Source organism: Mycobacterium sp. NPDC004974, from assembly GCF_053600815.1.
On the sequence record NZ_JBSGAQ010000014.1, the window covers coordinates 1 to 23,126 of the forward strand.

Sequence of the window (23,126 nt, forward strand, 5' to 3'; positions counted from 1 at the left end):
CCGGTCCCATCCCGAACCCGGAAGCTAAGCCTGCCAGCGCCGATGATACTACCCTTTCGGGTGGAAAAGTAGGACACCGCCGAACACAAATTAAGTCCCGAGCCCTCCAATTTCGATTGGAGGGCTCGGGCATTTTTGTATGCAGGGACGTTTCAATTCGTGAAATGGAATTGAAACGTCCCTTACTCAATTGAACAGAGCCGGCGTCGTGCGGCTTTTCTCCAATTCCAACAATGCCCGCTTGCGGTCCAGGCCGCCGCCGTAGCCGGTGAGACTGCCATTCGCACCGATCACCCGATGACACGGCACGATGATGCCGATCGGATTGTGCCCGTTGGCCAGACCGACGGCTCGCGATGCCGATGGTGAACCGATCTGCCGCGCGATCTCGCCGTATGAGCAGGTCTCGCCGTAGGGAATGGTCTGCAGGGCCTCCCACACCCGGCGTTGAAACTGCGTCCCCACCATGTCCAGCTCGAGGTCGAACTCGGTACGGTCGCCGGCGAAATAGGCGGACAGTTGATCGACGGCGTCTGAGAACGCCGTGTCATCGGCGTCCCAGCCCTCGCGGCTCGGTTCGTACGTCTGATCCACCATTCGTAGGTGCATCAGCTTTCCATCCCGGCCGGCCAGCGTGAGGAGGCCGACCGGGCTGTCCATGGTGCGGTAGTGCAGTGTCGTCATGACTTCTCCTGTCGATCGTTCGGGGGCCATTCGTTCACCGCGTGGTCCAGTGTGGTCCACAGGTGTTGTGTTGCATAAGCGCGCCATGGCCGCCATCTGGTGCTGTGTTCCACGAGTCCGTCCGCGGGCAGGCCGAGGTGGCCGGCGGCCGCGCGTACACCGAGATCGGTGGCGGGGAAGGCATCTGGATCACCGAGGCCGCGCATGGCGATCACCTCGGTGGTCCATGGCCCCACCCCGGGCAGGGCAAGCAGCTGTTCACGGGCCCGCTCCCAGTCGCATCCCGGATCGAGGACGAGGTCGCCATCAGCGATGGCAGCGACCAGTGTTGTGACGGTCCGTTTCCTGGACGCCGGCATCGCCAGATCGTCGGGATTCAGGCCGGCGAGATCGGTGATGCTCGGAAATACGTGTGTCAGCCCTCCGGCCTCGTCCGTAACGGTGGTTCCGTAGCCGGCTACGAGGCGCCCGACATGTGTACTCGCCGCCTTGATGGACACCTGCTGGCCGATCACCACCCGGAGTGCGAGTTCGGATTCGTCGACGGTGCGCGGAATGCGTTGCCCGGGTGCCTTGGCCACGACAGCCGCGAGCCGGGGGTCCGCCTGGAGTGCTTCCACCACGGCCTCGGGATCGGCGTCGAGGTCCAGCAGGCGTCGACACCGTGCGATGGCGGCCGCCAGGTCGCGGAAGTCCTCGAGTACCAACTGGCACCGGACATGGTCAGGCTGTGGTGTCAGGCTGACCACCCCATGGCCGTGTGGCAGCCGGAGGGTGCGCCGGTACTGCCCGTCGCGCACGTCTTCCAAGCCTGGCACCACACTGGCCGCCAGATGTCCGAACATCCCTTCGTACGCGAAAGGGGTGCGTACCGGCAGCCGTAGTGACACCACGCCGGGGGCAGCCGAGGCGTCGGCTGCGAATCGGTTGCGGGCCCGCAGCCGCAGCTCAGTCGGCGTCAGATCGCAGACTGCGCGCACGGTGTCGTTGAACTGACGGATGCTGGCGAAACCTGCGGCAAACGCAACGTCGGCGAACGGCAGCTCGGTTGTCTCGATCAGTACCCGGGCTGTCTGGGTGCGTTGCGCCCGGGCCAATGCCAGGGGATTTGCCCCCAGCTCGGCCTGCATGATGCGTTGCAGCTGCCGGCTCGTGTAGCCGACGCGGGCGGCCAGCCCCGTCACCCCTTCGCGGTCCACGGTGCCATCGGCGATCAGCCGCATGCAGCGCGCCACGATGTCGCCCCGCACGTTCCATTCGGGAGAGCCCGGTGAGGCGTCGGGACGGCACCGTTTGCAGGCTCGAAAGCCGGCTGCCTGGGCGGCAGCCGCTGTTGGATAGAACCGCATATTGCGGGCAAAAGGCGGCCGCACCGGGCAGCTGGGACGGCAGTAGATGCCTGTGGTGAGCACGGCGGTGACGAACCAGCCGTCGAACCGCGCGTCCTTCGACTGGACTGCCCGGTAACAGCGATCGAAATCCTCGTGCATGAATTCCACGATGGCACGACAGCCGGCACTTCACTAGCGGAAAAGCGACATGGTCGTGGGCGGGTGCCCGCGGTTAGACTGCGATCCGTGGCCGAGCTGGTGCAGCACTACCTGGACCGGATCCGTGCCGAGCAGATCGAACTGCGCGAAGGCGCCCTGGCGAGCTATATCCCGGAACTCGCCAATGTCGAACCCGAGGGGTTCGGGCTGAGTCTGTCCTCCTCGGACGGCTATGTCTACGAATCTGGCGACACCGCAGTGGAATTCACCATCCAGTCCATCTCCAAGCCGTTCACGTACGCGCTGGCGCTGGACCAGATCGGCCAGGATGCCGTTGATGCCAGGATCGGCGTCGAACCCTCAGGTGAGGCGTTCAACGAGATCAGCGTCGACGATGTGACCAAGACACCGAAGAATCCGATGATCAATGCCGGTGCCATTGCGGCGGTTTCGCTGATCCCCGGGGCCGACGCCGACGAGCGGTTCGACCGCATCCATGAGTTCTACTCGGCGTGTGCGGGCCGAAGGCTCGAGATCGACATGGATGTGTACGCCTCGGAGAAGGCGACCGGTAACCGCAATCGGGCGATCGCTTACATGTTGACCAGTTTCGGTGCGCTGGAAGGTGATCCGGACGAGGTCCTCGACGTGTACTTCCGGCAGTGTTCGGTCAAGGTGACGAGCACCGACCTGGCCCGGATGGCCGCCACCTTGGCCCGGGGCGGATTCAACCCGTTGACAGGTCGACGGGTGATCGATGCGAACGTGGTTCGGCGCACCCTCAGCGTGATGGTGACCTGCGGGATGTACGACGCGACAGGCGATTGGGTCAGCGCCGTCGGCATGCCCGCCAAGAGTGGTGTCGGCGGCGGGATCGTGGCGGTGCTACCTGGCCAAATCGGCATCGGTGTCTACTCACCGCGCCTGGATTCCCGTGGCAACAGCGTGCGCGGGGTACAGGTGTGCCACAACCTTTCCGCGCAGCTGGGACTGCACTTCCTCACGGTGGGCCGTGAGTCGTCGTCGACCCTGCGGGCGGTGTTCGACGCCGGCCCGGGCATTCGGGTCTACGAGGTGCAGGGCGATCTGTTGTTCGCCGGGGCCGAGCAGGTACTGCGGACCGCCGAGCACGATCGTGGTGAATGGGAGGTCGCCGTGCTCGACGTCACCCGCGTCGATGACATCAACGATGCCGCGCGCGGCATGCTGACCGGAATGCGGGCAAGCCTGGCTGCGGCAGGTAAGGACGCCTATCTCGTCGACCCCGACGGCCGCGTGGTGCCGGCCGACCGGCGCGACGATTACGACGCCATCGTGTTCCGCACCGTCGACGAGGCAGTCGACGCAGCGCGGCAGTGGGGCGCCGGCTAGGCCGGTACGGCCACGCGGGTCGGCTCGCCCAGACCGCGTAGGGTTACCGATTCGCCCAGCGACCAACGGGCCCTTTCGGTTTCGGACGCGTTGGCGATGGTGTCCGATGACGCCACCAGGTGCCCGGGCACTTGCTTCGAGAAATCGCACAGCCGTGCGGCCTCGTTGACCGGCTCCCCGATCACGGTGTACTCGAAGCGTTGCTTGGCGCCGACGTTGCCCGCCACCACCTGGCCGGCCGCCACTCCGATGCCTGCCTCGAGCTCGGGCACCTCGATGCGCAGCCGCCGCGCGATCGCCCGTGCGGCCCCGAGTGCCTCGTCCTCGGGGTTGGGCAGCGAGACCGGCGCCCCGAACACCGCCAGTATTGCGTCGCCTTCGAACTTGTTGACCAGGCCGCGGTGGTTGTCGACCTCGTCGACGATGACGGCGAAGAACCGGTTGAGCAGATCGACCACCTCGACCGCGGGACGCGTGGTGACCAGCTGCGTCGAGCCGATCACGTCGACGAAAATCACTGCGGCGTGGCGTTCCTCGCCGCCGAGGACGGGCTTCTCTTGCTCGGCCAGGGCCGCGACCTCGCGGCCGACATGTCGGCCGAACAGATCGCGGACGCGTTCGCGTTCGCGCAGGCCGTGCACCATCGAGTTGAATCCCCGTTGCAGCTGGCCCAGTTCGGTGCCGTCGAACACCACCAGGTTGGTGTCCAGATCGCCCCGTTCGACACGGTTGAGGGCCGCACGCACGACGCGGATCGGAGTTGCGGTCAGATACGACAGGATCCACATCAGCAGGAAACCGAACACCAGCGCAAACGAGCCGAGGCCGATGACGGCGTAGGCGAATTGCGTCGGAGTCAGGTTGTTGAGTGTCAGGGCGAACATCGCGGCCAGCATGATGCCCAAGATGGGAACGCCCGAGCCCAGTGCCCACACCACCATGGTGCGGCCCATGATGCCCGGCGCCAGCCGTACCGGCGGCGGGCCTGCCTCCAGTGCCTGCGCGGCAACCGGCCGCAGTGCGAACTCGGTGAACAGATGGCAGCTGACCGACACCACGATTCCCGGAAACGTGATGCCCAGCAGGAACTTCGGAATGTAATTGGTGTCGACGAGCCCGTACAGCGTTGTCAGTAGGGCGGCGCCGAGACCCCACAGGACAAGCAGCACGCGGGTGAGCCGGAACGGGGCGAAGAAGGTGTTGCGCTGATCGGCAATGGTGGGGGGTCGTTCTTCGATGGCCCAGCGCACGTTGTCGATCACCCGCGTCGTCGCCCAGAACACCCCGACGATCAGCGCCATGGCCATGTAGACGGGGGCCACGATGAAGGTGATCCAGCGGACCGGCGGAGCGAACACGTCGGGTGCCGGGAACAGCAGCGTGACGATGATCATCGAGATGCCGATGCCGAGCAGATTCCCGGCAATCACGAACGTCGTGAGGATCGCCTGGATGCGCACCCTGCGGCGGCGCTGACTTTCCGATACCCGGCCCAGCACCCACGATCCGTATTCCGGAGTGATCGGGAGCCTGCTGTTCTGGCGGGTGACGCCTTCAAGCACCCGGCCCAGCCGTCGTGCCAGCGATTTGTCGGAGTTCATTGTGGCGACAGCCTAGTTCGTTCCAGATGCCCTTAAGGTGGATCGGGTGCGCCTCGTGATTGCCCAGTGCACCGTCGACTATGTCGGGCGGCTGACCGCCCACCTCCCATCGGCCCGCCGGCTGTTGTTGTTCAAGTCCGACGGTTCGATCAGTGTCCATGCCGACGATCGCGCCTACAAGCCGCTGAACTGGATGAGTCCGCCGTGCTGGCTCACCGAGGATGACAACGACGGCGTGCCGGTGTGGGTGGTCGAGAACAAGGCCGGTGAGCAGTTGCGCATCACGGTCGAGGACGTCGAGCACGATTCCAGCCACGAACTCGGTGTCGACCCGGGTCTGGTGAAGGACGGCGTGGAGGCGCACCTGCAGGTGCTGCTGGCCGAACATGTCGAGCTGCTGGGGGCGGGCTACACACTGGTGCGCCGCGAGTACCCGACTGCCATCGGCCCGGTCGATCTGATGTGTCGTGACGAGCTGGGCCGCTCGGTGGCCGTGGAGATCAAGCGCCGTGGGGAGATCGACGGTGTGGAACAGCTGACGCGCTACCTCGAACTGCTCAACCGCGATACCGTGCTGGCCCCGGTGGCCGGCGTGTTCGCCGCCCAGCAGATCAAACCGCAGGCCCGAACTCTGGCCACGGACCGTGGAATCCGTTGTGTGACTTTGGATTATGACCAGATGCGGGGCATGGACAGCGACGAATACCGGCTGTTCTGATGCGCCGTCGGCCCCGCGAACACCGTCGGTTGGCGCCATTGCCGCCGACGCGTCGGGTCGAGACCGGGCCCGATGGTTACGACTACGAGGTGCGGGTCGTGGCCGCCTCGCGTGCGGTGAAGGTTTATCGATGCCCGGGATGTGACCACGAGATCCGCGTGGCGACCGCGCACGTGGTGGTGGTGCCGATCGACGTCGGCGATATCGATGACCGCAGGCATTGGCACACCGCCTGCTGGGCGAATCGGGTCAATCGCGGCCCGACGAGAAAGTGGTCTTAGTGCTCTGAATCCGCGGCCGGTTCCACCAACTCGATCAGCACGCCGCCGGCGTCCTTCGGGTGGATGAAGTTGATGCGCGAGTTGGCCGTGCCCTTTCGGGGGGCCTCGTAGAGCAGTCGAACGCCCTGGCTGCGCAGGCGCTCACTCAGTGCGTCGATGTCGCTGGTCCGGTAGGCCAGCTGCTGCAGGCCGGGGCCGCTTCGATCGATGAACTTGGCGATCGTCGACTTCTCGTTCAACGGGGCCAGCAGCTGGATCTGGGCGCTGCCCTTGGCGGCGCCGCGCACCGAGAGCATGGCCTCGCGCACGCCCTGCTCCTCGTTGATCTCCTCGTGCAGGACGATCATGCCGAGGTTGTCGTGGTACCACTTGGCCGCGGCATCCAGATCGGGAACGGCGATACCGACGTGATCGATCGCCGTCACCAGCGCGGAAGCGAGGGCGGGACGGGCATCAACCTGATCGGCGGTCATAACGTAACGGTAACCTCTACCTGAACGTTTGCGTATGTGTGATCGCCCACACAGCTCTTGGACCCTGGCTTTGGAGGTAGGAAATGACTGCGGAATCTCGCACGTCGGTGATCGTTGCTGGAGCGCGTACTCCGGTCGGCAAGTTGATGGGCTCGCTGAAGGACTTTTCCGGCAGTGACCTGGGGGCAATCGCAATCCGCGGTGCCCTGGAGAAGGCCAAGGTTGATGCTTCGCTGGTCGACTACGTGATCATGGGCCAGGTGCTGACCGCGGGCGCCGGGCAGATGCCCGCCCGCCAGTCCGCGGTGGCCGCCGGTATCGGCTGGGACGTGCCCGCGCTGACCATCAACAAGATGTGCCTTTCGGGCATCGATGCCATCGCCCTGGCCGACCAGCTGATCCGCGCCGGTGAGTTCGAGGTCGTGGTCGCCGGTGGCCAGGAATCGATGAGCCAGGCCCCGCACCTGCTGCCCAAGAGCCGTGAGGGCTACAAGTACGGCGATGCGACGCTGGTCGACCACCTGGCTTATGACGGTCTGCACGACGTGTTCACCGACCAGCCGATGGGGGCGCTCACCGAGCAGCGCAACGACGTCGACAAGTTCACCCGCGCTGAGCAGGACGAGTTTGCGGCCCAGTCGCACCAGAAGGCCGCCGCGGCATGGAAGGACGGGGTGTACGCCGACGAGGTGGTGCCGGTGTCGATCCCGCAGCGCAAAGGCGACCCGATCGAGTTCGCCGAGGACGAGGGAATCCGGGCCAACACCACGGCCGAATCGCTCGGTGGCCTGCGCCCGGCTTTCCGCAAGGACGGCACCATCACCGCCGGCTCGTCGTCGCAGATCTCCGACGGTGCGGCCGCGGTCGTGGTGATGAGCAAGGCCAAGGCTCAGGAGCTGGGCCTGGACTGGCTGTGCGAGATCGGTGCACACGGTGTGGTGGCCGGTCCGGACTCCACGTTGCAGAGCCAGCCGGCCAACGCGATCAAGAAGGCCGTCGAGCGTGAGGGCATCAGCGTCGATCAGTTGGACGTCCTCGAGATCAACGAGGCGTTCGCCGCGGTGTCGCTGGCCTCGACCAAGGAGCTGGGCGTTGATCCGGCAAAGGTGAACGTCAACGGCGGCGCTATCGCGATCGGTCACCCGATCGGCATGTCGGGTGCCCGCATCACGCTGCATGCGGCACTGGAACTGGCCCGCAAGGGGTCCGGCTACGCGGTGGCCGCGCTCTGTGGTGCCGGTGGCCAGGGCGATGCGCTGATCCTTCGTCGCTGACAGCTAATCGGCGAATTACAACGACGCTGTGTAGTAGCTGGCGCCACGGTTGGGCACAATGGTGGCCATGGCAAGCACATTCGATGTCCGTACCGAAGCCGGCCGGTTCCGTCTGGTGGCGATCGCTGAGGCGATCAGCTGGGCCGGTCTGCTGATCGGCATGTACTTCAAGCGGGTCCATTCGTCGGGCACCGAGATCGGGGTGCAGGTCTTCGGGCCGGTGCACGGAGTGCTGTTCCTGGCGTACCTGTTCACCGCGCTGATGGTCGCAATGGCCGTCGGCTGGAGTGCCCGGACGTGGATTCTGGCGTTGCTGGGCAGCATCGTGCCATTGGGCAGTGTGATCTTTGTCATGTGGGCTGATCGCGCTGGCCGGTTGGTTTCGGGCGCGGAGTCGGGTGATGCCCCGGCCGTGGTGTCGCAACCGGGCGGCGCCCTGCCGGAAACAACGTGACAGACTTGGTGACGTGACTCGTCCACGACCTTCTGTGGGGCCGGCGCTGGCCGGCGCGGTTGACCTCTCGGCACTCAAGCAGCGGCCCGCCGCGGCCGGTTCGGGCGGCGGCAGTCCCAGCCCGGCCGGCGGCCCGAATATCACCGAGGTCAACGAAGCCAACTTCGAAGCCGAGGTGCTGGTCCGCTCGGGCCAGGTGCCGGTAGTGGTGCTGCTGTGGTCGCCGCGCAGCGATTCCAGCGCCGCGCTGGGGGACACCCTGGCGGGTCTGGCTGCGGCAGACAACGGCAAATGGTCACTCGCGCTGGTCAACGTCGACACCACTCCGCGAGTGGCGCAGATGTTCGGAATCCAGGGCGTGCCGACCGTCGTCGCGCTCGCCGGAGGACAGCCGATCGCCAGCTTCCAGGGCTCGCAACCGGCCGACGAACTCCGTCGCTGGGTCGATTCGCTGCTCGAGGCGACCGCGGGCAAGCTGACCGGATCCGGTTCGGGCGATGATGAGCCTGAGCAGGTCGATCCCGAACTGGCCGCGGCCAGAGCTGCTCTCGACGAAGGCGACTTCGCCGCCGCGTCGGCTGCTTATCAGGCAATCCTCGATGCCCAGCCCAACCACGCCGAGGCCAAGGGCGCGGTGCGGCAGATCGCATTCCTGGAGCGGGCAAGCGCCCAGCGCCCCGACGCGGTGGCCGCGGCCGACGCTGCTCCCGACGACATCGAGGCGGCACTCGCCGCCGCCGACGCCGAGATCCTGGCCCAGAACGTGTCAGCGGCGTTCGATCGGCTCATCGCGCTTATCAAGCGCACTGCGGGCGACGACCGGACCACGGTGCGGACCCGGCTCGTCGAGCTGTTCGACCTGTTCGACCCGGCCGATCCCGACGTGGTCGCGGGTCGTCGCAATCTGGCCAACGCGCTGTACTGATTTTCGTTCGCCGAACAGACACAAAGCTGCCGCTACTTGCCTGAAATTGGGCAGTTTTGTGTCTGCTGGCGGGACAAGTCAGGCGGGCTCGAACCACAGCATCGCCAGCGGCGGCAGCACCATCACCGCCGAGGCCGGGCGGCCGTGCCACGGCTCGTCGGTGGCCTGCACCACGCCGAAGTTCCCGATGCCCGACCCGTTGTAGATGGTCGCGTCGGTGTTGAGTACCTCCTGCCAGGCACCGGCGTGCGGCAGGCCCAGCCGGTACTCGCTGTGCTCACTCCCGGCGAAGTTGACCACGCAGGCCAGCACGGAACCGTCGGCGCCGAACCGTAGGAAGCTCAGCACGTTGTTGGCCGAGTCGTTCGCGTCGATCCAGGAGTAGCCCTCGGGGCTGGTGTCGCGGCTCCACAGCGCCGGGTGGCGCCGATAGATGCCGTTGAGATCGCGCACCAATCGCTGCACGCCGCCGGAGAAGCCCTGCTCGTCGAGTTGGAACCAATCCAGTCCGCGTTCCTCCGACCATTCGGCCCGCTGCCCGAATTCCTGGCCCATGAACAGCAGTTGCTTACCGGGGTGGGCCCACTGATAGGCCAGCAGGCTGCGCAGCCCCGCCGCCTTGGCGTGGTCGTCACCGGGCATCCGGCCCCACAGCGTGCCCTTGCCGTGCACGACCTCGTCGTGGCTGATCGGCAGCACGTAGTTCTCGCTGAACGCGTACAGCATCGAGAACGTCATCTCGTGATGGTGGTAGCTGCGGTGCACCGGGTCATGGCTGACGTAGTCGAGCGTGTCGTTCATCCAGCCCATGTTCCATTTCATCGAGAAACCAAGGCCGCCAAGGTTGGTCGGGCGGGTGACACCGGGCCAGGAGGTCGACTCCTCGGCGATGGTGACGATTCCCGGGGTCACCTTGTGCACGGTGGCGTTCATCTCCTGCAGGAACTGCACCGCCTCCAGATTCTCCCGACCACCGTGGATATTGGGCGTCCAGCAGCCCTCGGGGCGGGAGTAGTCGAGGTAGAGCATCGAGGCGACGGCGTCTACCCGGAGTCCGTCGACGTGATATTCCTTCAGCCAGTACAAGGCGTTGGCGACCAGGAAGTTGCGCACCTCGGGCCGGCCGAAGTCGAAAACGTAGGTGCCCCAGTCGAGCTGCTCGCCGCGATGCGGGTCGGAATGCTCGTAGAGCGGCGTGCCGTCGAATCGGCCCAGCGCCCACGCGTCCTTGGGGAAGTGGGCAGGGACCCAGTCGACGATCACTCCGATCCCGGCCCGATGCAGCGAATCCACGAGATACCGGAAGTCGTCAGGAGTTCCCAGGCGTGAGGTCGGGGCGTAGTAGGACGTGACCTGGTAGCCCCACGAGCCGCCGAACGGATGCTCGGCCACCGGGAGCAGTTCGACGTGGGTGAAGCCCTGCTCCACAACGTAATCGGTCAGCTCGGTGGCCAGTTGCCGGTAACTGAGCCCCGGGCGCCAGGACATCAGGTGCACCTCGTAGGTGCTCATCGGTTCGAAAACCGGGTTCTGCGCGGCGCGACGGGCCATCCACATTCCGTCGTTCCAGGTGTAGGAGCTGGTGGTGACCCGGGATGCGGTTTGCGGTGGTACCTCGGTGGCGAATGCCATCGGGTCGGCGCGGTCGGTGGTCACTCCGCCGGCGCCGTGTACGCGGAATTTGTACAGGCCGCCGACGGGGAACCCGGGCCAGAACAGTTCCCATACCCCGGAGGACCCCAGCACGCGCATCTGCGCCTCGTTGCCATCCCAGTGGTTGAAGTCACCGATCACGCTGACGCCCTTGGCATTCGGTGCCCATACTGCGAACGAGACACCGTCCACCACCCCGTCGGGGGTGGTGAAGCTGCGCGGGTGCGTGCCCAGGATCTCCCAGAGGCGTTCGTGGCGGCCCTCGGCGAACAGATGCAGGTCCAGTTCACCGAGGGTGGGCAGGAACCGGTAGGCGTCGGCGGTGGTGTGGGTGAAGATCGTGTCGTCGGCACCCGGATAGCCGATCTCCAGGCGGTAGTCGGCCAGGTTGGTGAACGGAACGGACACCGCGAAAAGCCCGGAGTCGATGTGCTGCAGTGGGAATCGATCACCGCCGATCACCGCCACGACCTTGGAGGCGTGTGGGCGGAAGGCGCGGATCACGGTCCGGCCGTTGAATTCATGGGCGCCGAGCACCGAATGCGGGTCGTGGTGTTGACCGATCAGCAGCCGCTGGATGTCGGTAGGGTCGGGCCGCAGATGTAGGTCGGTGAGGTGGTTGCTTCTTGTCATCTCGTTCTCATTCCCTGCGTAGCAAGCCCAGTCGTTGCTCATAGGGTACGAGCGGCATGTTCAAAACGTGCGCCACCGCCTTGGCGGGATCGATGCGCACGTAATTCGACTGCCCCCATTGGTATTCCTCGCCGGTGATCTCGTCACGTACCCAGAACCGGTCATGTGCTTCCATACCCAGTGCACCCATGTTCAACCACAACGTGGCCTCCTCCGGGCTGAACGGGTTGAGGGTGACCACCACGAGCACGGTGTCTCCGGTGATCGGGTCGAACTTGCTGTAGGCGAGCAGTGCGTCGTTGTCCACGTGGTGGAAGGTCAGAGTCCGCAGCTGGCGCAGCGCGGGGTGCAGGCGCCGGATCTCGTTGAGGCGGGTCACGAATGGCTCAAGCGAGCGGCCCTCGGCCAGCGCGGCCGCGAAGTCGCGGGGGCGCAGTTCGTATTTCTCGGAGTCGAGGTACTCCTCGCTGCCCTCCCGGACGGCCCGGTGCTCGAACAGTTCGAAACCGGAGTACATGCCCCACGACGGGCTCATCGTGGCGGCCAGTACCGCGCGGATCGCGAACATGCCCGGACCGCCGTGCTGCAGTGACTCGTGAAGGATGTCGGGGGTGTTGACCCACAGGCTGGGCCGTGCGTTGTCGGCGTTCGCGGTGATCTCGTTGCCGAATTCGGTGAGCTCCCACTTGTTGGTCCGCCAGGTGAAGTATGTGTAGGACTGGGTGAACCCGCGTTTGGCCAGGCCGTAGAGCCGCGCCGGTCGGGTGAACGCCTCGGACAGGAACAGCACGTCCGGATCCTCGTTCTTGACCTCGGCGATCAGCCAGACCCAGAAGTTCGGCGGCTTGGTGTGCGGGTTGTCGACACGAAAGATCTTGACGCCGTGTGAGATCCAGAAGCGCACCACTCGTAGCACCTCGTGGTACAGGCCGGCGGGATCATTGTCGAAGTTGAGCGGATAGATGTCCTGGTATTTCTTGGGCGGGTTCTCCGCGTAGGCGATGGTGCCGTCGGGTAACACCGTGAACCACTCCGGATGTGCAGCGGCCCAAGGATGATCGGGCGCGCACTGCAGCGCCAGGTCCAGCGCCACCTCGACACCCTGCTTGCGGGCGGCGGCTACGAAGGCATCGAAGTCGTCGATCGTCCCCAGTGCAGGGTGCACGGCGTCATGGCCGCCCTCGTCGCTGCCGATCGCCCACGGCGACCCGACGTCATCCGGCGCGGCGGTCACCGCGTTGTTGCGGCCTTTGCGATGCACTTTGCCGATGGGGTGGACGGGCGGCAGGTAGACGATGTTGAAACCCATGCGGGCGATCCGGGGGAGCTGCCCGGCGGCGGTGGCGAATGTTCCGTGCACCGGATGCCCGGCTTTGTCCCAACCGCCCGTGGACCGCGGGAACACCTCGTACCACGAAGAGAACCGGGCCAGCGGCCGGTCCACCCAGACGCCGTATTGTTCACCGCGGGTGACCAACTCGCGCAGGGGGTACTGGTCGAGCAGTTCGGTGACCTCGTCGGACAGCGCCGCCCCGGCACGCAGGAACGGGTCGCCGGGAGTACGAAGCGCCGCGGCCGCCTCGATCATCGGATCGCGCAGTTTGCGGGGCACCCCGGCGGCGGCACGCTCGAGCAGGCGCGCTCCGATCAGCAGGTCGTTGGACAACTCGGCCTCACTCTGCCCGGCGCCCAATTTGGCCTCGACCGCGTGCCGCCAGGTGGTCAGCGGATCGCCCCAGCCGTCGACCCGGTAAGTCCACAGTCCGACGCTGTCGGGGGTGAACTGGCCGTGGAAGACATCGGGGGTGTGCCCGGTGGACATGGGCAGGGCCTGCGGCTTGATGCGCTGTGCGGGACGCCTCACCGCATCGATCGACGCGGGTACCGCCGCGGTGCCGGGTCCGGTGGCCAGCCGCGGGTAATCGGTGCCGAGATAACGCACCACGAGGGTGGCCGCGACCGCGTCATGGCCTTCGCGCCAAACGGTGGCCCGCACCGGCACCACCTCGCCGACGACGGCTTTCGCCGGGAACTGCCCGCCGAAGACCACAGGCGCGACATCGTCGATTCCGATCCGACCGGCCACCCATCCACTCCTCACATCGTCTCGGTCAAGCGGCTGTCTCTCGTGCACTCGCCTTGTCGCGTCTGATACCCACCGTAATGGGCTGCCCAATCTCGCGGGCGTTAAGCGTGACGTGAACGGCCTCTGTACGGATGCCGCTCACCGCTGCGCGAACCGGAATTGTCAGTAAGGTTGGATCGCGTGAAAGCCCTCCGAAGGTTCACCGTCCGCGCGCACCTTCCCGAGCGGTTGGCGGCGCTGGAACGGCTGTCGATCAACCTGCGCTGGTCGTGGCACAAGCCGACCCAGGATCTGTTTGCTGTCATCGACGCCGACCTGTGGGAGCAGACCAGCGGCGACCCGGTGGCGCTGCTGGGGGCCGTCAGCCCGAAACGGCTCGACGAACTGGCCGCTGACGAATCGTTCCTGGGCCGACTCGATGAGCTGGCCGCCGACCTGGACAACTATCTGAGCCGCCCGCTGTGGTACCAGCAGCAGATCATCGACGGGGTCGAGATGCCGAAGGGCATCGCGTATTTCTCGATGGAGTTCGGTGTCGCCGAGGTGCTGCCCAACTATTCCGGCGGTCTGGGCATCCTGGCCGGTGACCATCTGAAATCCGCATCGGATCTGGGTCTGCCGTTGGTCGCGGTAGGCCTGTACTACCGCTCGGGTTACTTCCGGCAATCCCTGACCGCTGACGGTTGGCAGCATGAGACCTACCCGTCGCTGGACCCGCAGGGGCTGCCGCTGCGGCTGCTCACCGACGCGGCCGGGGCGCCGGTGCTGGTCACGCTGGCGCTGCCCGATGCCCGTGAGCTGCGGGCCCGGGTGTGGATCGCGCAGGTGGGCCGGATTCCGCTGCTGCTGCTCGATTCCGACGTCCCGGAGAACGAGCACGAACTGCGCAGTGTCACTGACCGGTTGTACGGCGGCGACCAGGAACACCGCATCAAGCAGGAGATCCTGGCCGGTATCGGCGGGGTGCGCGCGATCCGGGCGTTCACCGAGATCGAGAACCTGCCCGCCCCCGAGGTGTTCCACATGAACGAGGGCCATGCCGGCTTCCTCGGCGTGGAACGTATCCGCGAACTGGTCGCAGCGGGGCTGGAATTCGACACCGCACTGACCGTGGTGCGGTCATCGACGGTATTCACCACCCACACGCCGGTCCCGGCCGGCATCGACCGGTTCCCGGTCGAGATGATCAGGCGCTACTTCGGGAGCCCAGCCGATGAGCGCTCGCGCGGAGAGCATCACTGGAGCGGACCGCCCGACAGTCGCCTGCTGCCCGGTGTGCCGTTGGAGCGGGTGGTCGCGTTCGGTGCCGAGGACGATCCGTCGAAGTTCAACATGGCGCACATGGGCCTCCGGCTGGCACAGCGGGCCAACGGGGTTTCGCTGCTGCACGGCCGGGTCAGTCGGGGGATGTTCAACGACCTGTGGCCGGGATTCGACCGGGCCGAGGTGCCGATCGGATCGATCACCAACGGTGTGCATGCCCCGACCTGGGCGGCCCCACAGTGGTTGGCCCTGGGCCGGGAGCTGATCGGCTCGGAGGCCGCAGAACCGGCGGTGTGGGAGCGGCTACAGGAGGTCGAGCCGGGGCACATGTGGTGGATCCGCTCCCAGCTGCGCGAGACGCTGATCGGTGACGTGCGTGCCCGCCTGCGCCGCTCCTGGCTGGAGCGCGGTGCGTCCGAAGCCGAACTGGGCTGGATCGCAACGGCTTTCGATCCGGAGGTGCTGACCGTCGGGTTCGCCCGACGGGTGCCCACCTACAAGCGGCTGACGCTGATGCTGCGGGACCCGGAGCGGCTGGAGAAACTGCTGCTCGACGACAAGCGGCCGGTGCAGTTGATCGTGGCGGGTAAGTCGCACCCGGCCGACGACGGCGGCAAGGCGCTGATCCAGCAGATCGTGCGGTTCGCCGACCGGCCGGAGGTGCGGCACCGGATCGCGTTCCTGCCGGACTACGACATGTCGATGGCCCGGTTGCTGTACTGGGGTTGCGATGTCTGGCTGAACAATCCGCTGCGTCCGTTGGAGGCCTGCGGGACGTCGGGCATGAAGAGTGCGCTCAATGGCGGGTTGAATCTGTCGATCCGTGACGGCTGGTGGGACGAGTGGTACGACGGCGACAACGGATGGGAGATCCCGACCGCCGACGGAGTCGACGACGAGGCCCGTCGCGACGACCTGGAGGCCGCCGCTCTCTACGACCTCCTCGAACACGCCGTCACGCCGAAGTTCTACGAGCGCGACGAGCACGGGGTGCCGACCCGCTGGGTCGAGATGGTGCGCCACACGCTGCAGGTGCTCGGGCCGAAGGTACTGGCCTCGCGCATGGTGCGGGACTACACAGAGAAGTACTACCTGCCGGCCGCGCAGTCGTTGCGCGAGACCGTCGAGGCCACCTCGGGGGAGCCGTTCGGTGCGGCCCGGGAATTGGCCGAATACCGGCGGCGGGCGCAGGAGGCCTGGCCGAAGATTCAGATCACCGACGTGGACAGCTACGGCCTGCCCGACACGCCGCTGTTGGGGTCGCAGCTGACGCTGACCGCCACGGTGCAATTGGCCGGCCTGCGGCCCGATGAAGTCACGGTGCAGGCCGTGCTGGGCCGGGTGGATGCCGGCGACGTGATCCTGAATCCGGTGACTGTGCCGATGGCGCACACCGGTTCGGCAGACGGCGGTACCGAGGTGTTCTCGACCAGCACACCGCTGCCGGTGGCCGGGCCGGTGGGCTACACCGTGCGGGTGCTGCCGCACCATCGGCTGCTGACCGCTGACAACGAGCTCGGACTGGTGGCGCTGGCTTGAGTAAGGCGCTCAAAGTTCAGCTCGACGGCGGACCGTACGCGCTGGCTGCAGGCAGTGACGGAGCGATGTGGGTGACCTTGGTGCACAGTGGCGCCGTCGCCCGGGTTTCGCCCACCGGCGAGGTCAGCACGTACTCGGTCGGAGAATGCTCCCGTCCGTCGATCATCGCGGCCGGACCGGACGGGGCACTGTGGTTCACCCGGTCCGGCGACGATCGGATCGGTCGGATAACCACGGCGGGGGAGTTGAGTTCTTTCGAATTGCCCGGGGGCAGTGCCCCTTTCGGGATCACCGCGGGACCCGACGATGCGTTGTGGTTCACCACGATGTCGTCCGGCGAGATCGGCAGGATCGGCACCGACGGCGAGATCTCCACCGCGGTCACTGTCGGCGGGATGCCGTCGATGATCACCAAGGGGCCTGACGACGCGTTGTGGTTCACGCTCAACGAGACCGGCGCGGTGGGCCGGCTGACCGTCGACGGCGCGCTCAAGGTACGCGAATTACCCACTGCCGCAGCCGGTCCCGTCGGTATCGCGGCCACCCATGACGACGCGGTGTGGTTCACCGAGATCCGCGCGGACAAGATCGGCCGAATCCCGGTCGGCGATGCGATCCAGGAATTGGATCTGCCGGGCAAGCCGCATGCGGTGGTCGCCGACCCGACCGACGGAGTGTGGGTCAGCTTGTGGGGCGCCGACCAGATCGCCCGGATCAGCGGAGACGGGGACGTGGTGACCATCGATCTGCCGTCCGGCAGCGAACCGCACGGGTTGGCGATCGGTCCCGACGGTGCCTGCTGGGTAGCGCTGGAGTGTGGATTCGTCCTGAAAATGCCCACCTGAGTGCGCAGGCGCGCTGACGGTCGGGTAAGTACATGGGCGATACGTTCCCGCTGGGAACCGTAACCGGAGGCCGCCTGTGTTGATTCGCTCCTTCGTGCTGCTCACTGCGGTGTCCCTGGCCTGCGCGGCGTCCGTGGCACCGGCCTGGGCCGATCCCGTGGTCGCACCCGAGGTCGAGGTCGTCGCCGATGTAGTGCCCGCACCGGGCGAACCGGCCGCGGCCGGCCTGGTCGAGTCGACTGCGCCCGCCACCCTCAAGACTCCGGACGGCTGGAACCTGACCGTGTCGGCCGCTGACGAGACGCAGGCCGCGGTGGCACCGCTGACCACCGCGGTGTCCTCGCGCGAATACGTGGTCGGCGGTACGTACCGCGGCGCGATGTCCGGACCCGGCGGCGGCGATCCGCGCGGCACCCTCGAGGCCGGCTACCAGATCGGTTGCGGCATCGACATGAGTACCTCCAACGGCGTCTCCTTGACCGGCACCGCCGGACTCAACTCGTCCATCGGGGTTCTCGGCACCGACGTGGTCTCACCGTGGCCGGAGGGCATCCTGCCGGGGGTCGGCGCGAACATCGGCGGCGGTATCACGGTCGGCCTCAAACCCGGCATCATCAACCTCATCCCGGTGGCCGAGAAGGAGTTCAAGGGCACCGAGCCGTGGGTGATGATCAGCAACTTCCGGGTGAAGATCGACGGCTGCGTGGGGCAGTCGTTCATCCGGTCCTATGCCGTGCTGACCCGGTCGACCGACGAGTCCGAGGCGGTACTCGCCTGGTACGGCACCACGAAGGTGGTCTGAACTCAGGCGAACCGCTTGAGGCAGCGTTCCTCGTCACCGAGGATGCCGACCCGGAACGCGTCGATGCGGGCGAAACCCGAAGGCACCGACTCGCCGTTGACGTCACTGGCCGCCAACCCGTTGGTGAGCATGCCCGATACCGCCTCGTCGACGTCGCCGGCGGTCAGCAGGATCGTGTCACCGTTGGGCAGGTTCACGGGCTTGATCATCTTGGCCGTGGCCACCCCGGTCAGGCAGGCGGTGCGCAGCGCTGCCTCGGCGTTGTCGAGCACCAGGCCCCGGGCATGCTGCAAGGCGAGCATGTATCGCGAGATCAGCACCGAGTAGGCGGTGTTGTCACCGCCGGCCAGGCCGCTGACATCGAGGTCGTCGGACGGTGCGGCAAGCGCCTGTAGCTCGGCCAGATCGATCACGATGGTGTTGGTGTCCGGACAGTAGGAGGCCGGCGGGCTGGGCCGCGCGCTCGAACAGTCCACTGCGGCGTCGGGCCGGAAGTTGAGCCGCGGTGGGTCGGCGGGTTTGAAGATGATGTTGAGCGCATCGACCATCGAGCGGACCCAGTGTTCGGTGATGTCCAGGTCGCCGCTCTGGTCCTCAGGTAACAGGACCGGAAGGTCGCCGCGCCGCTGGTCGATCTCCTTGACGTCGATCGCGGCGCAGGCCGAAGGCCCGTCGGTGAACCCGAATTGGAAGGCGGAGATCCGTTCGAACGCTGACCCATGCTCGTCGACCCCGATCTGGGCCTCAGCCTCGGTGAGCAGTGGATCCCGGAACGCGACCACCGCGGCGAGCAGCTTGTTGAGCCCGTCGGCCGTACTGAGTGTGAACCGCGGGGAATCGCCTTGGGCCACCCATCGCATGTAGGTGCCCGCCAGGCAGTCGGCCTGCTGTTCGGCGACCAGGGTGGGCGTCTTGCGGTTGATCAGCCCGGCCTGCTGCTGGATCGCATGGCCGTACTCGTGTGCGAGCACCATGACGGCGCCCATGTCGCCGTTCTGCTTGCGTAGGCCGGGCATCAGCACGCCCCGATCCCAGCCGATGGTCCGATCCGGTTTGCAGAACGCGGCATTGACCAGTCCGTAGGTATCCATGCCGCAGAACTTCCCGTCGAAACTCTCGGCGTCCCAGGAGATCAGCGCGCGCACCGGTTGGAACTCACCGTCGAACACCTCCGAGTAGGCGTTCGACCAGAACTCCTCGAGGTCACTGACGGCACTGGCTGCGAGGTTGTCAGCCTTGCCCCCGTCGGTGTTGTTGACCTTGCGTGAGGGTTTCTCGGCATCTGGGCGCAGCCCACTGGAGCCGTCGGTGGCAGGCATGCCGGCGACCGAGAACGGATCGGCGAACACCGAAACCGCTGTGCCACCGACCAGGGACGAGCACGCGGCCAGTGGCAACACCATGCTCAGCGCGCACGCGATGCCGAACAGGGTGCGTCGGCTCATTTTGCTGCCTTCCGGTGCACTCTGGCGGCCAACTGTCCGCGCGGTTATCCGCACACATTAGTTAACTCGGCGTGCACTGGGTGCGATATCAGCCCGCTCCCCGAAGCCGCTTCAGCGACTGACGCACCCGGTCAGGGTCGGTGGTGGACCAGAACGGTGGCAACGACGAACGTAGGTACCCGCCATAGCGGGCCGTCGCCAGCCGGGAGTCGAGCACCGCGATCACCCCGCGGTCGTCGGTGTGGCGCAGCAGCCGTCCGGTGCCCTGGGCCAGCAACAGCGCCGCGTGGTTGGCGGCGATCGCCATGAAGCCGTTGCCGCCGTGTGCGCTGATCGCCCGTTGCCGCGCGGTCAACAACGGATCGTCCGGGCGTGGGAAGGGGATCCGGTCGATCAGGACCAACGACAGCGACGGCCCCGGGACGTCCACGCCCTGCCACAGCGACAGGGTGCCGAACAGCGAGGTCTCCGGATCATCGGAAAACTGTTGTACCAGAGCCGAAGTGGTGTCCTCGCCCTGGCAGAGCACCGGGGTTGACAGTCGCCCGCGCATGACCTCGGCGGCGGCCTTGGCCGCGCGCATCGACGAGAACAGGCCCAGGGTGCGGCCACCGGCCGCGGTGATCAGGCCCTCGATCTCGTCCAGGGTGCGGGTGTCGGTGCCGTCCCGTCCAGGCGGTGGTAAATGCTTGGCCACGTAGAGAATTGCGGATTTGGCATGGTCGAACGGCGACCCCACATCGAGGCCGCGCCAACCGGGTTTGGCGGGCGCGCCGGCCCTGCCCGATTTGGCGGGCTCGCCGGCGTTGCCCGGTTTTGCCGGCTCGCCGGCGTCGGCGAAGCCGCCCAGCCCCCAGTTGCGCGCCATCGCGTCGAAGTTGCCGCCGAGGGTGAGGGTCGCCGAGGTCAGCACGGCCGTGGTGTTGGCGAACAGCCTGGTGCGCAACAGGCCCGACACCGACATCGGGGCCACCCGTAGCAAGGACCGCCCACCGGGTCGAGGAGCCGGTGCATTTCCCGGGTTGGAGTTTCCGGCATTGGGCGGTTCGTACTGCTCCACCCAGACCACGTCGAGGCGGTCCGGGATGGGCGGGACGAACGAGGTGAGGATGCGGGTGGCGGTGTCGCTGACATCGTTCAGTGCGGTGACGGCTTCGGTGCGGGCCGTGGCCGCCTGCGGGTCGCTGGGGGTGGTGTCGATCGCTGTGCGTGCCGCATTGGCCGCGTCGCGCAGTGCGGTCAGGTAGATACCCAGCTCCTCGTCGAGCACGTCGATGCGGCCGGCATCGAGTTCGTGCAGCAGCGAGGACAACGTCGCGACAGCGGCCTCGAAGCGTTGCGCCAGTTCGTCATCCACCAATCGCGCCATCCTGCGGTGTGCCACCGCCATGGACGTCGCCGAGAGCTCGGCGGTGGCCACCCCGGTCACCCGGTCGGCCAGTTCGTGGGCCTCGTCGACCACCAGCAGCTCGTATTCGGGCAGCACCGAGAAATCGGAGAGCGCGTCGATGGCCAGCAGTGCGTGATTGGTGACGACGACGTCGGCGGCGCCGGCCTTCTCGCGGGCCCGCTCGGCGAAGCAGTCGGTACCGAACTGGCAGCGTGACACCCCGATGCACTCGCGTGCCGACACGCTGACCTGGGACCAGGACCGGTCCGGCACACCGGGAGTCAGCTCGTCGCGGTCACCGGTCTCGGTGTCCGAGGACCATTCCGTCAGCCGCTGCACATCGCGGCCCATGGCGCTGACCGCCATCGGCGAGAACAATTCATCCTGGGGACGGTCGGCCGGCTCCTCGGTTGCTCCGTTGTGAATCTTATTGAGGCACAGGTAGTTTCCCCGGCCCTTGAGCAATGCGAATGTGGGCTCGCGAGGTAGCGCGTCGGCCAGTGAGTTCACCAGCCGGGGCAGGTCGCGGTCCACGAGCTGACGTTGCAGCGCGATGGTGGCCGTCGAGACCACCACCGGCTGCTCGGTCTGCAGGGCGCGGGCGATCGACGGCACCAGGTACGCCAGCGATTTGCCGGTGCCGGTACCGGCCTGCACGGCCAGGTGCTCGCCGGACTCGAAGGCGTTGGCAACCGCCTCGGCCATCTCCACCTGACCTGGGCGGCCGGCACCGCCGAGCCCTTTGACGGCGATCTTGAGGAGGTTGGTCACCACATTGGCCACCTCACGGGATGGCTTCGATTTGGTCGTCATGTCTGGAACGGCCGGTGCTGACGAACCGGGGCGGGCGGGATCACCCGGGTGGGGATGGCCGGCTCGCCGCGCGACAGCTTCAGGCCGTCCCACGGCAGGCTGTGCAGCCCTGCGGCGACCCGCTCGCGCGCAGCGGCCAGGTCGGTGGCGGGGTGGTGTCCCTCGACGGGGGCGCCGCCGGTCACCAGCGGCACGGTGAGCCGGCGAGCGGTGAGCCCCGATGTCTCCAGCGGCTCCTCGCCGTACGGGTGGACCACCTCTTCGATGATCGTGCCCGAGGCCTTGGCGAGCCGAACGGCCTGCTTGCGGCCACCGTGCGACTCCTTGCGGCTGCTGCGCTTGGCCACCGGCCTCCCATCGACCTCGACCAGTTTGTAGACCATGCCCGCGGTCGGCGCGCCTGAGCCCGTGACAACGGAGGTGCCGACCCCGTAGCTGTCGACGGGCTCGGCGCGCAGGGCGGCGATGGCGAACTCGTCGAGGTCTCCGGAGACGACGATCTGAGTGCTCGTGGCGCCGAGGTCATCCAGCTGCTGGCGTACCTGGCGGGCCAGCACCCCCAGATCGCCCGAGTCGATGCGCACCGCGCCCAGTTGCGGGCCGGCCGCCGCGATCGCGTTGGCCACGCCCGCGGTGATGTCATAGGTGTCCACCAGCAGGGTGGTGTCGACGCCGAGGGCTGCCACCTGGCCGCGGAACGCCGCCTGCTCGTCCGGTCCGGACTCGGAGGTGTGCAGCAGTGTGTAGGCGTGCGCGGCGGTGCCCAGTGCGGGCACCCCGTAACGCTGCTGGGCGGCCAGATTCGACGATCCGGTGAAGCCGGCGAGGTAGGCGGCGCGGGCCGATGCCACGGCGGCCAGCTCATGGGTACGCCGTGAGCCCATCTCGATCATCGGCCGGCCGTGGGCGGCGCTGGCCATCCGGGCCGCCGCCGAGGCGATCGCCGTGTCGTGGTTGAGGATTGACAGCACGAGCGTCTCCAGCACCACGCACTCGGCGAAGCTCCCGTGCACCGAGAGCACCGGGGAACCCGGGAAGTAGAGCTCGCCCTCGGCGTAGCCGTCGACGTCACCGCCGAACCGGTAGTTCGACAGGAAATCCAGTGTCTCCGAATCCAGGAACTCCGAGAGCACGGTGAGTTCGTTGGCCGCGAACGTGAACTCTGCCAACGCTTCCACAAACCGCCCGGTGCCCGCGACCACGCCGTAGCGGCGCCCTTCGGGCAGCCGGCGGGCAAAGACTTCGAAGGTGGTGCGGCGGTGCGCCGTGCCATCGCGCAGCGCGGCGGCGAGCATCGTCAGCTCGTACTTGTCGGTGAGCAACGCGACGGTCACACCAGCAACCGTAGCCGTTTCTGGTATCAGGGTTGCCGCCGGTATTGTGGGC

At 66.9% G+C, this 23,126-nt stretch carries 18 protein-coding genes and 1 rRNA gene; 10 read left to right on the forward strand and 9 right to left on the reverse strand.

Going from position 1 to position 23,126, the window contains the following annotated elements:
• Nucleotides 1-85: ribosomal RNA gene (rrf, locus tag ACWEFV_RS25400) — 5S ribosomal RNA — on the forward strand; the annotation flags it as partial.
• 101 nt (nt 86-186) lie between these two features.
• Here the strand turns inward: rrf and ACWEFV_RS25405 are convergent.
• Both ACWEFV_RS25405 and ACWEFV_RS25410 read right to left on the reverse strand, forming a co-directional pair.
• The gene (locus ACWEFV_RS25405; protein WP_135456986.1) at nt 187-684 is read right to left on the reverse strand and encodes a methylated-DNA--[protein]-cysteine S-methyltransferase; all 498 of its coding nucleotides are present in this window, start codon (nt 682-684) and stop codon (nt 187-189) included.
• A complete protein-coding gene (locus ACWEFV_RS25410; protein WP_450072215.1) occupies nt 681-2,174 on the reverse strand; it encodes a DNA-3-methyladenine glycosylase 2 family protein in 1,494 nt (497 codons plus the stop codon). Before ACWEFV_RS25410 ends, ACWEFV_RS25405 begins: the two co-directional genes overlap by 4 nt.
• Before the next feature lie 87 nt (nt 2,175-2,261).
• Here ACWEFV_RS25410 and glsA point away from each other — a divergent pair, with 87 nt between their 5' ends.
• Nucleotides 2,262-3,545, forward strand: a complete 1,284-nt coding sequence (gene glsA, locus ACWEFV_RS25415) for a glutaminase A (RefSeq protein ID WP_450072216.1) — start codon at nt 2,262-2,264, stop codon at nt 3,543-3,545.
• Here glsA and ACWEFV_RS25420 read toward each other — a convergent pair.
• Nucleotides 3,542-5,146, reverse strand: a complete 1,605-nt coding sequence (locus ACWEFV_RS25420) for an adenylate/guanylate cyclase domain-containing protein (RefSeq protein WP_450072217.1) — start codon at nt 5,144-5,146, stop codon at nt 3,542-3,544. The genes glsA and ACWEFV_RS25420 overlap by 4 nt on opposite strands.
• 46 nt (nt 5,147-5,192) lie before the next feature.
• Here ACWEFV_RS25420 and nucS point away from each other — a divergent pair, with 46 nt between their 5' ends.
• Both nucS and ACWEFV_RS25430 read left to right on the forward strand, forming a co-directional pair.
• Nucleotides 5,193-5,864 carry an endonuclease NucS gene (nucS, locus tag ACWEFV_RS25425; protein WP_450072218.1) on the forward strand — a complete coding sequence of 224 codons (672 nt, stop codon included), beginning with the start codon at nt 5,193-5,195 and terminating at the stop codon, nt 5,862-5,864.
• On the forward strand, nt 5,864-6,145 hold the full coding sequence (locus ACWEFV_RS25430) for a hypothetical protein (protein ID WP_135456975.1): 282 nt from the start codon (nt 5,864-5,866) through the stop codon (nt 6,143-6,145). The genes nucS and ACWEFV_RS25430 overlap by 1 nt, the downstream gene beginning before the upstream one ends.
• Here ACWEFV_RS25430 and mce read toward each other — a convergent pair.
• A complete protein-coding gene (gene mce, locus ACWEFV_RS25435; RefSeq protein WP_135456973.1) occupies nt 6,142-6,618 on the reverse strand; it encodes a methylmalonyl-CoA epimerase in 477 nt (158 codons plus the stop codon). The genes ACWEFV_RS25430 and mce overlap by 4 nt on opposite strands.
• A gap of 83 nt (nt 6,619-6,701) precedes the next feature.
• Here mce and ACWEFV_RS25440 point away from each other — a divergent pair, with 83 nt between their 5' ends.
• From ACWEFV_RS25440 to ACWEFV_RS25450, 3 genes are read left to right on the forward strand one after another with little or no spacing between them, the layout of a single operon-like run.
• Nucleotides 6,702-7,892, forward strand: a complete 1,191-nt coding sequence (locus ACWEFV_RS25440; RefSeq protein WP_450072219.1) for an acetyl-CoA C-acetyltransferase — start codon at nt 6,702-6,704, stop codon at nt 7,890-7,892.
• A gap of 58 nt (nt 7,893-7,950) precedes the next feature.
• Nucleotides 7,951-8,346, forward strand: a complete 396-nt coding sequence (locus tag ACWEFV_RS25445) for a DUF3817 domain-containing protein (RefSeq protein ID WP_450072220.1) — start codon at nt 7,951-7,953, stop codon at nt 8,344-8,346.
• 13 nt (nt 8,347-8,359) lie between these two features.
• Nucleotides 8,360-9,271 (forward strand): tetratricopeptide repeat protein, encoded by a 912-nt coding sequence (locus ACWEFV_RS25450; protein WP_450072221.1) that lies wholly within the window; start codon nt 8,360-8,362, stop codon nt 9,269-9,271.
• A gap of 78 nt (nt 9,272-9,349) precedes the next feature.
• On the opposite strand, the gene glgB is transcribed toward ACWEFV_RS25450, so the two are convergent.
• The gene (gene glgB / locus ACWEFV_RS25455; RefSeq protein ID WP_450072222.1) at nt 9,350-11,557 is read right to left on the reverse strand and encodes a 1,4-alpha-glucan branching protein GlgB; all 2,208 of its coding nucleotides are present in this window, start codon (nt 11,555-11,557) and stop codon (nt 9,350-9,352) included.
• A 7-nt stretch (nt 11,558-11,564) separates the two neighbouring features.
• Nucleotides 11,565-13,643: an alpha-1,4-glucan--maltose-1-phosphate maltosyltransferase gene (locus tag ACWEFV_RS25460; RefSeq protein WP_450072223.1), complete on the reverse strand. Its 2,079-nt coding sequence runs from the start codon at nt 13,641-13,643 to the stop codon at nt 11,565-11,567.
• Nucleotides 13,644-13,823: 180 nt separating this feature from the next.
• Between ACWEFV_RS25460 and ACWEFV_RS25465 the strand changes: the two genes are divergently transcribed.
• The 3 genes from ACWEFV_RS25465 to ACWEFV_RS25475 all read left to right on the forward strand — a co-directional run bounded on the left by ACWEFV_RS25465 (nt 13,824) and on the right by ACWEFV_RS25475 (nt 18,092).
• Nucleotides 13,824-16,445, forward strand: a complete 2,622-nt coding sequence (locus ACWEFV_RS25465) for a glycosyltransferase family 1 protein (protein WP_450072224.1) — start codon at nt 13,824-13,826, stop codon at nt 16,443-16,445.
• On the forward strand, nt 16,442-17,290 hold the full coding sequence (locus ACWEFV_RS25470) for a Vgb family protein (RefSeq protein WP_450072225.1): 849 nt from the start codon (nt 16,442-16,444) through the stop codon (nt 17,288-17,290). Before ACWEFV_RS25465 ends, ACWEFV_RS25470 begins: the two co-directional genes overlap by 4 nt.
• Nucleotides 17,291-17,366: 76 nt before the next feature.
• Nucleotides 17,367-18,092, forward strand: a complete 726-nt coding sequence (locus ACWEFV_RS25475; RefSeq protein WP_450072226.1) for an MspA family porin — start codon at nt 17,367-17,369, stop codon at nt 18,090-18,092.
• 2 nt (nt 18,093-18,094) lie between these two features.
• Here the strand turns inward: ACWEFV_RS25475 and ACWEFV_RS25480 are convergent, their stop codons facing one another.
• The 3 genes from ACWEFV_RS25480 to ACWEFV_RS25490 all read right to left on the reverse strand — a co-directional run bounded on the left by ACWEFV_RS25480 (nt 18,095) and on the right by ACWEFV_RS25490 (nt 23,119).
• Nucleotides 18,095-19,537 carry a neutral zinc metallopeptidase gene (locus ACWEFV_RS25480; RefSeq protein WP_135456956.1) on the reverse strand — a complete coding sequence of 481 codons (1,443 nt, stop codon included), beginning with the start codon at nt 19,535-19,537 and terminating at the stop codon, nt 18,095-18,097.
• Between the two features lie 88 nt (nt 19,538-19,625).
• Entirely contained in the window at nt 19,626-21,740 is a 2,115-nt protein-coding gene (locus tag ACWEFV_RS25485; protein WP_450072227.1) for an ATP-dependent DNA helicase, read from the reverse strand.
• Nucleotides 21,737-23,119 (reverse strand): nicotinate phosphoribosyltransferase, encoded by a 1,383-nt coding sequence (locus ACWEFV_RS25490; RefSeq protein ID WP_450072312.1) that lies wholly within the window; start codon nt 23,117-23,119, stop codon nt 21,737-21,739. Before ACWEFV_RS25490 ends, ACWEFV_RS25485 begins: the two co-directional genes overlap by 4 nt.
• Between the last annotated feature and the right edge of the window lie 7 nt (nt 23,120-23,126).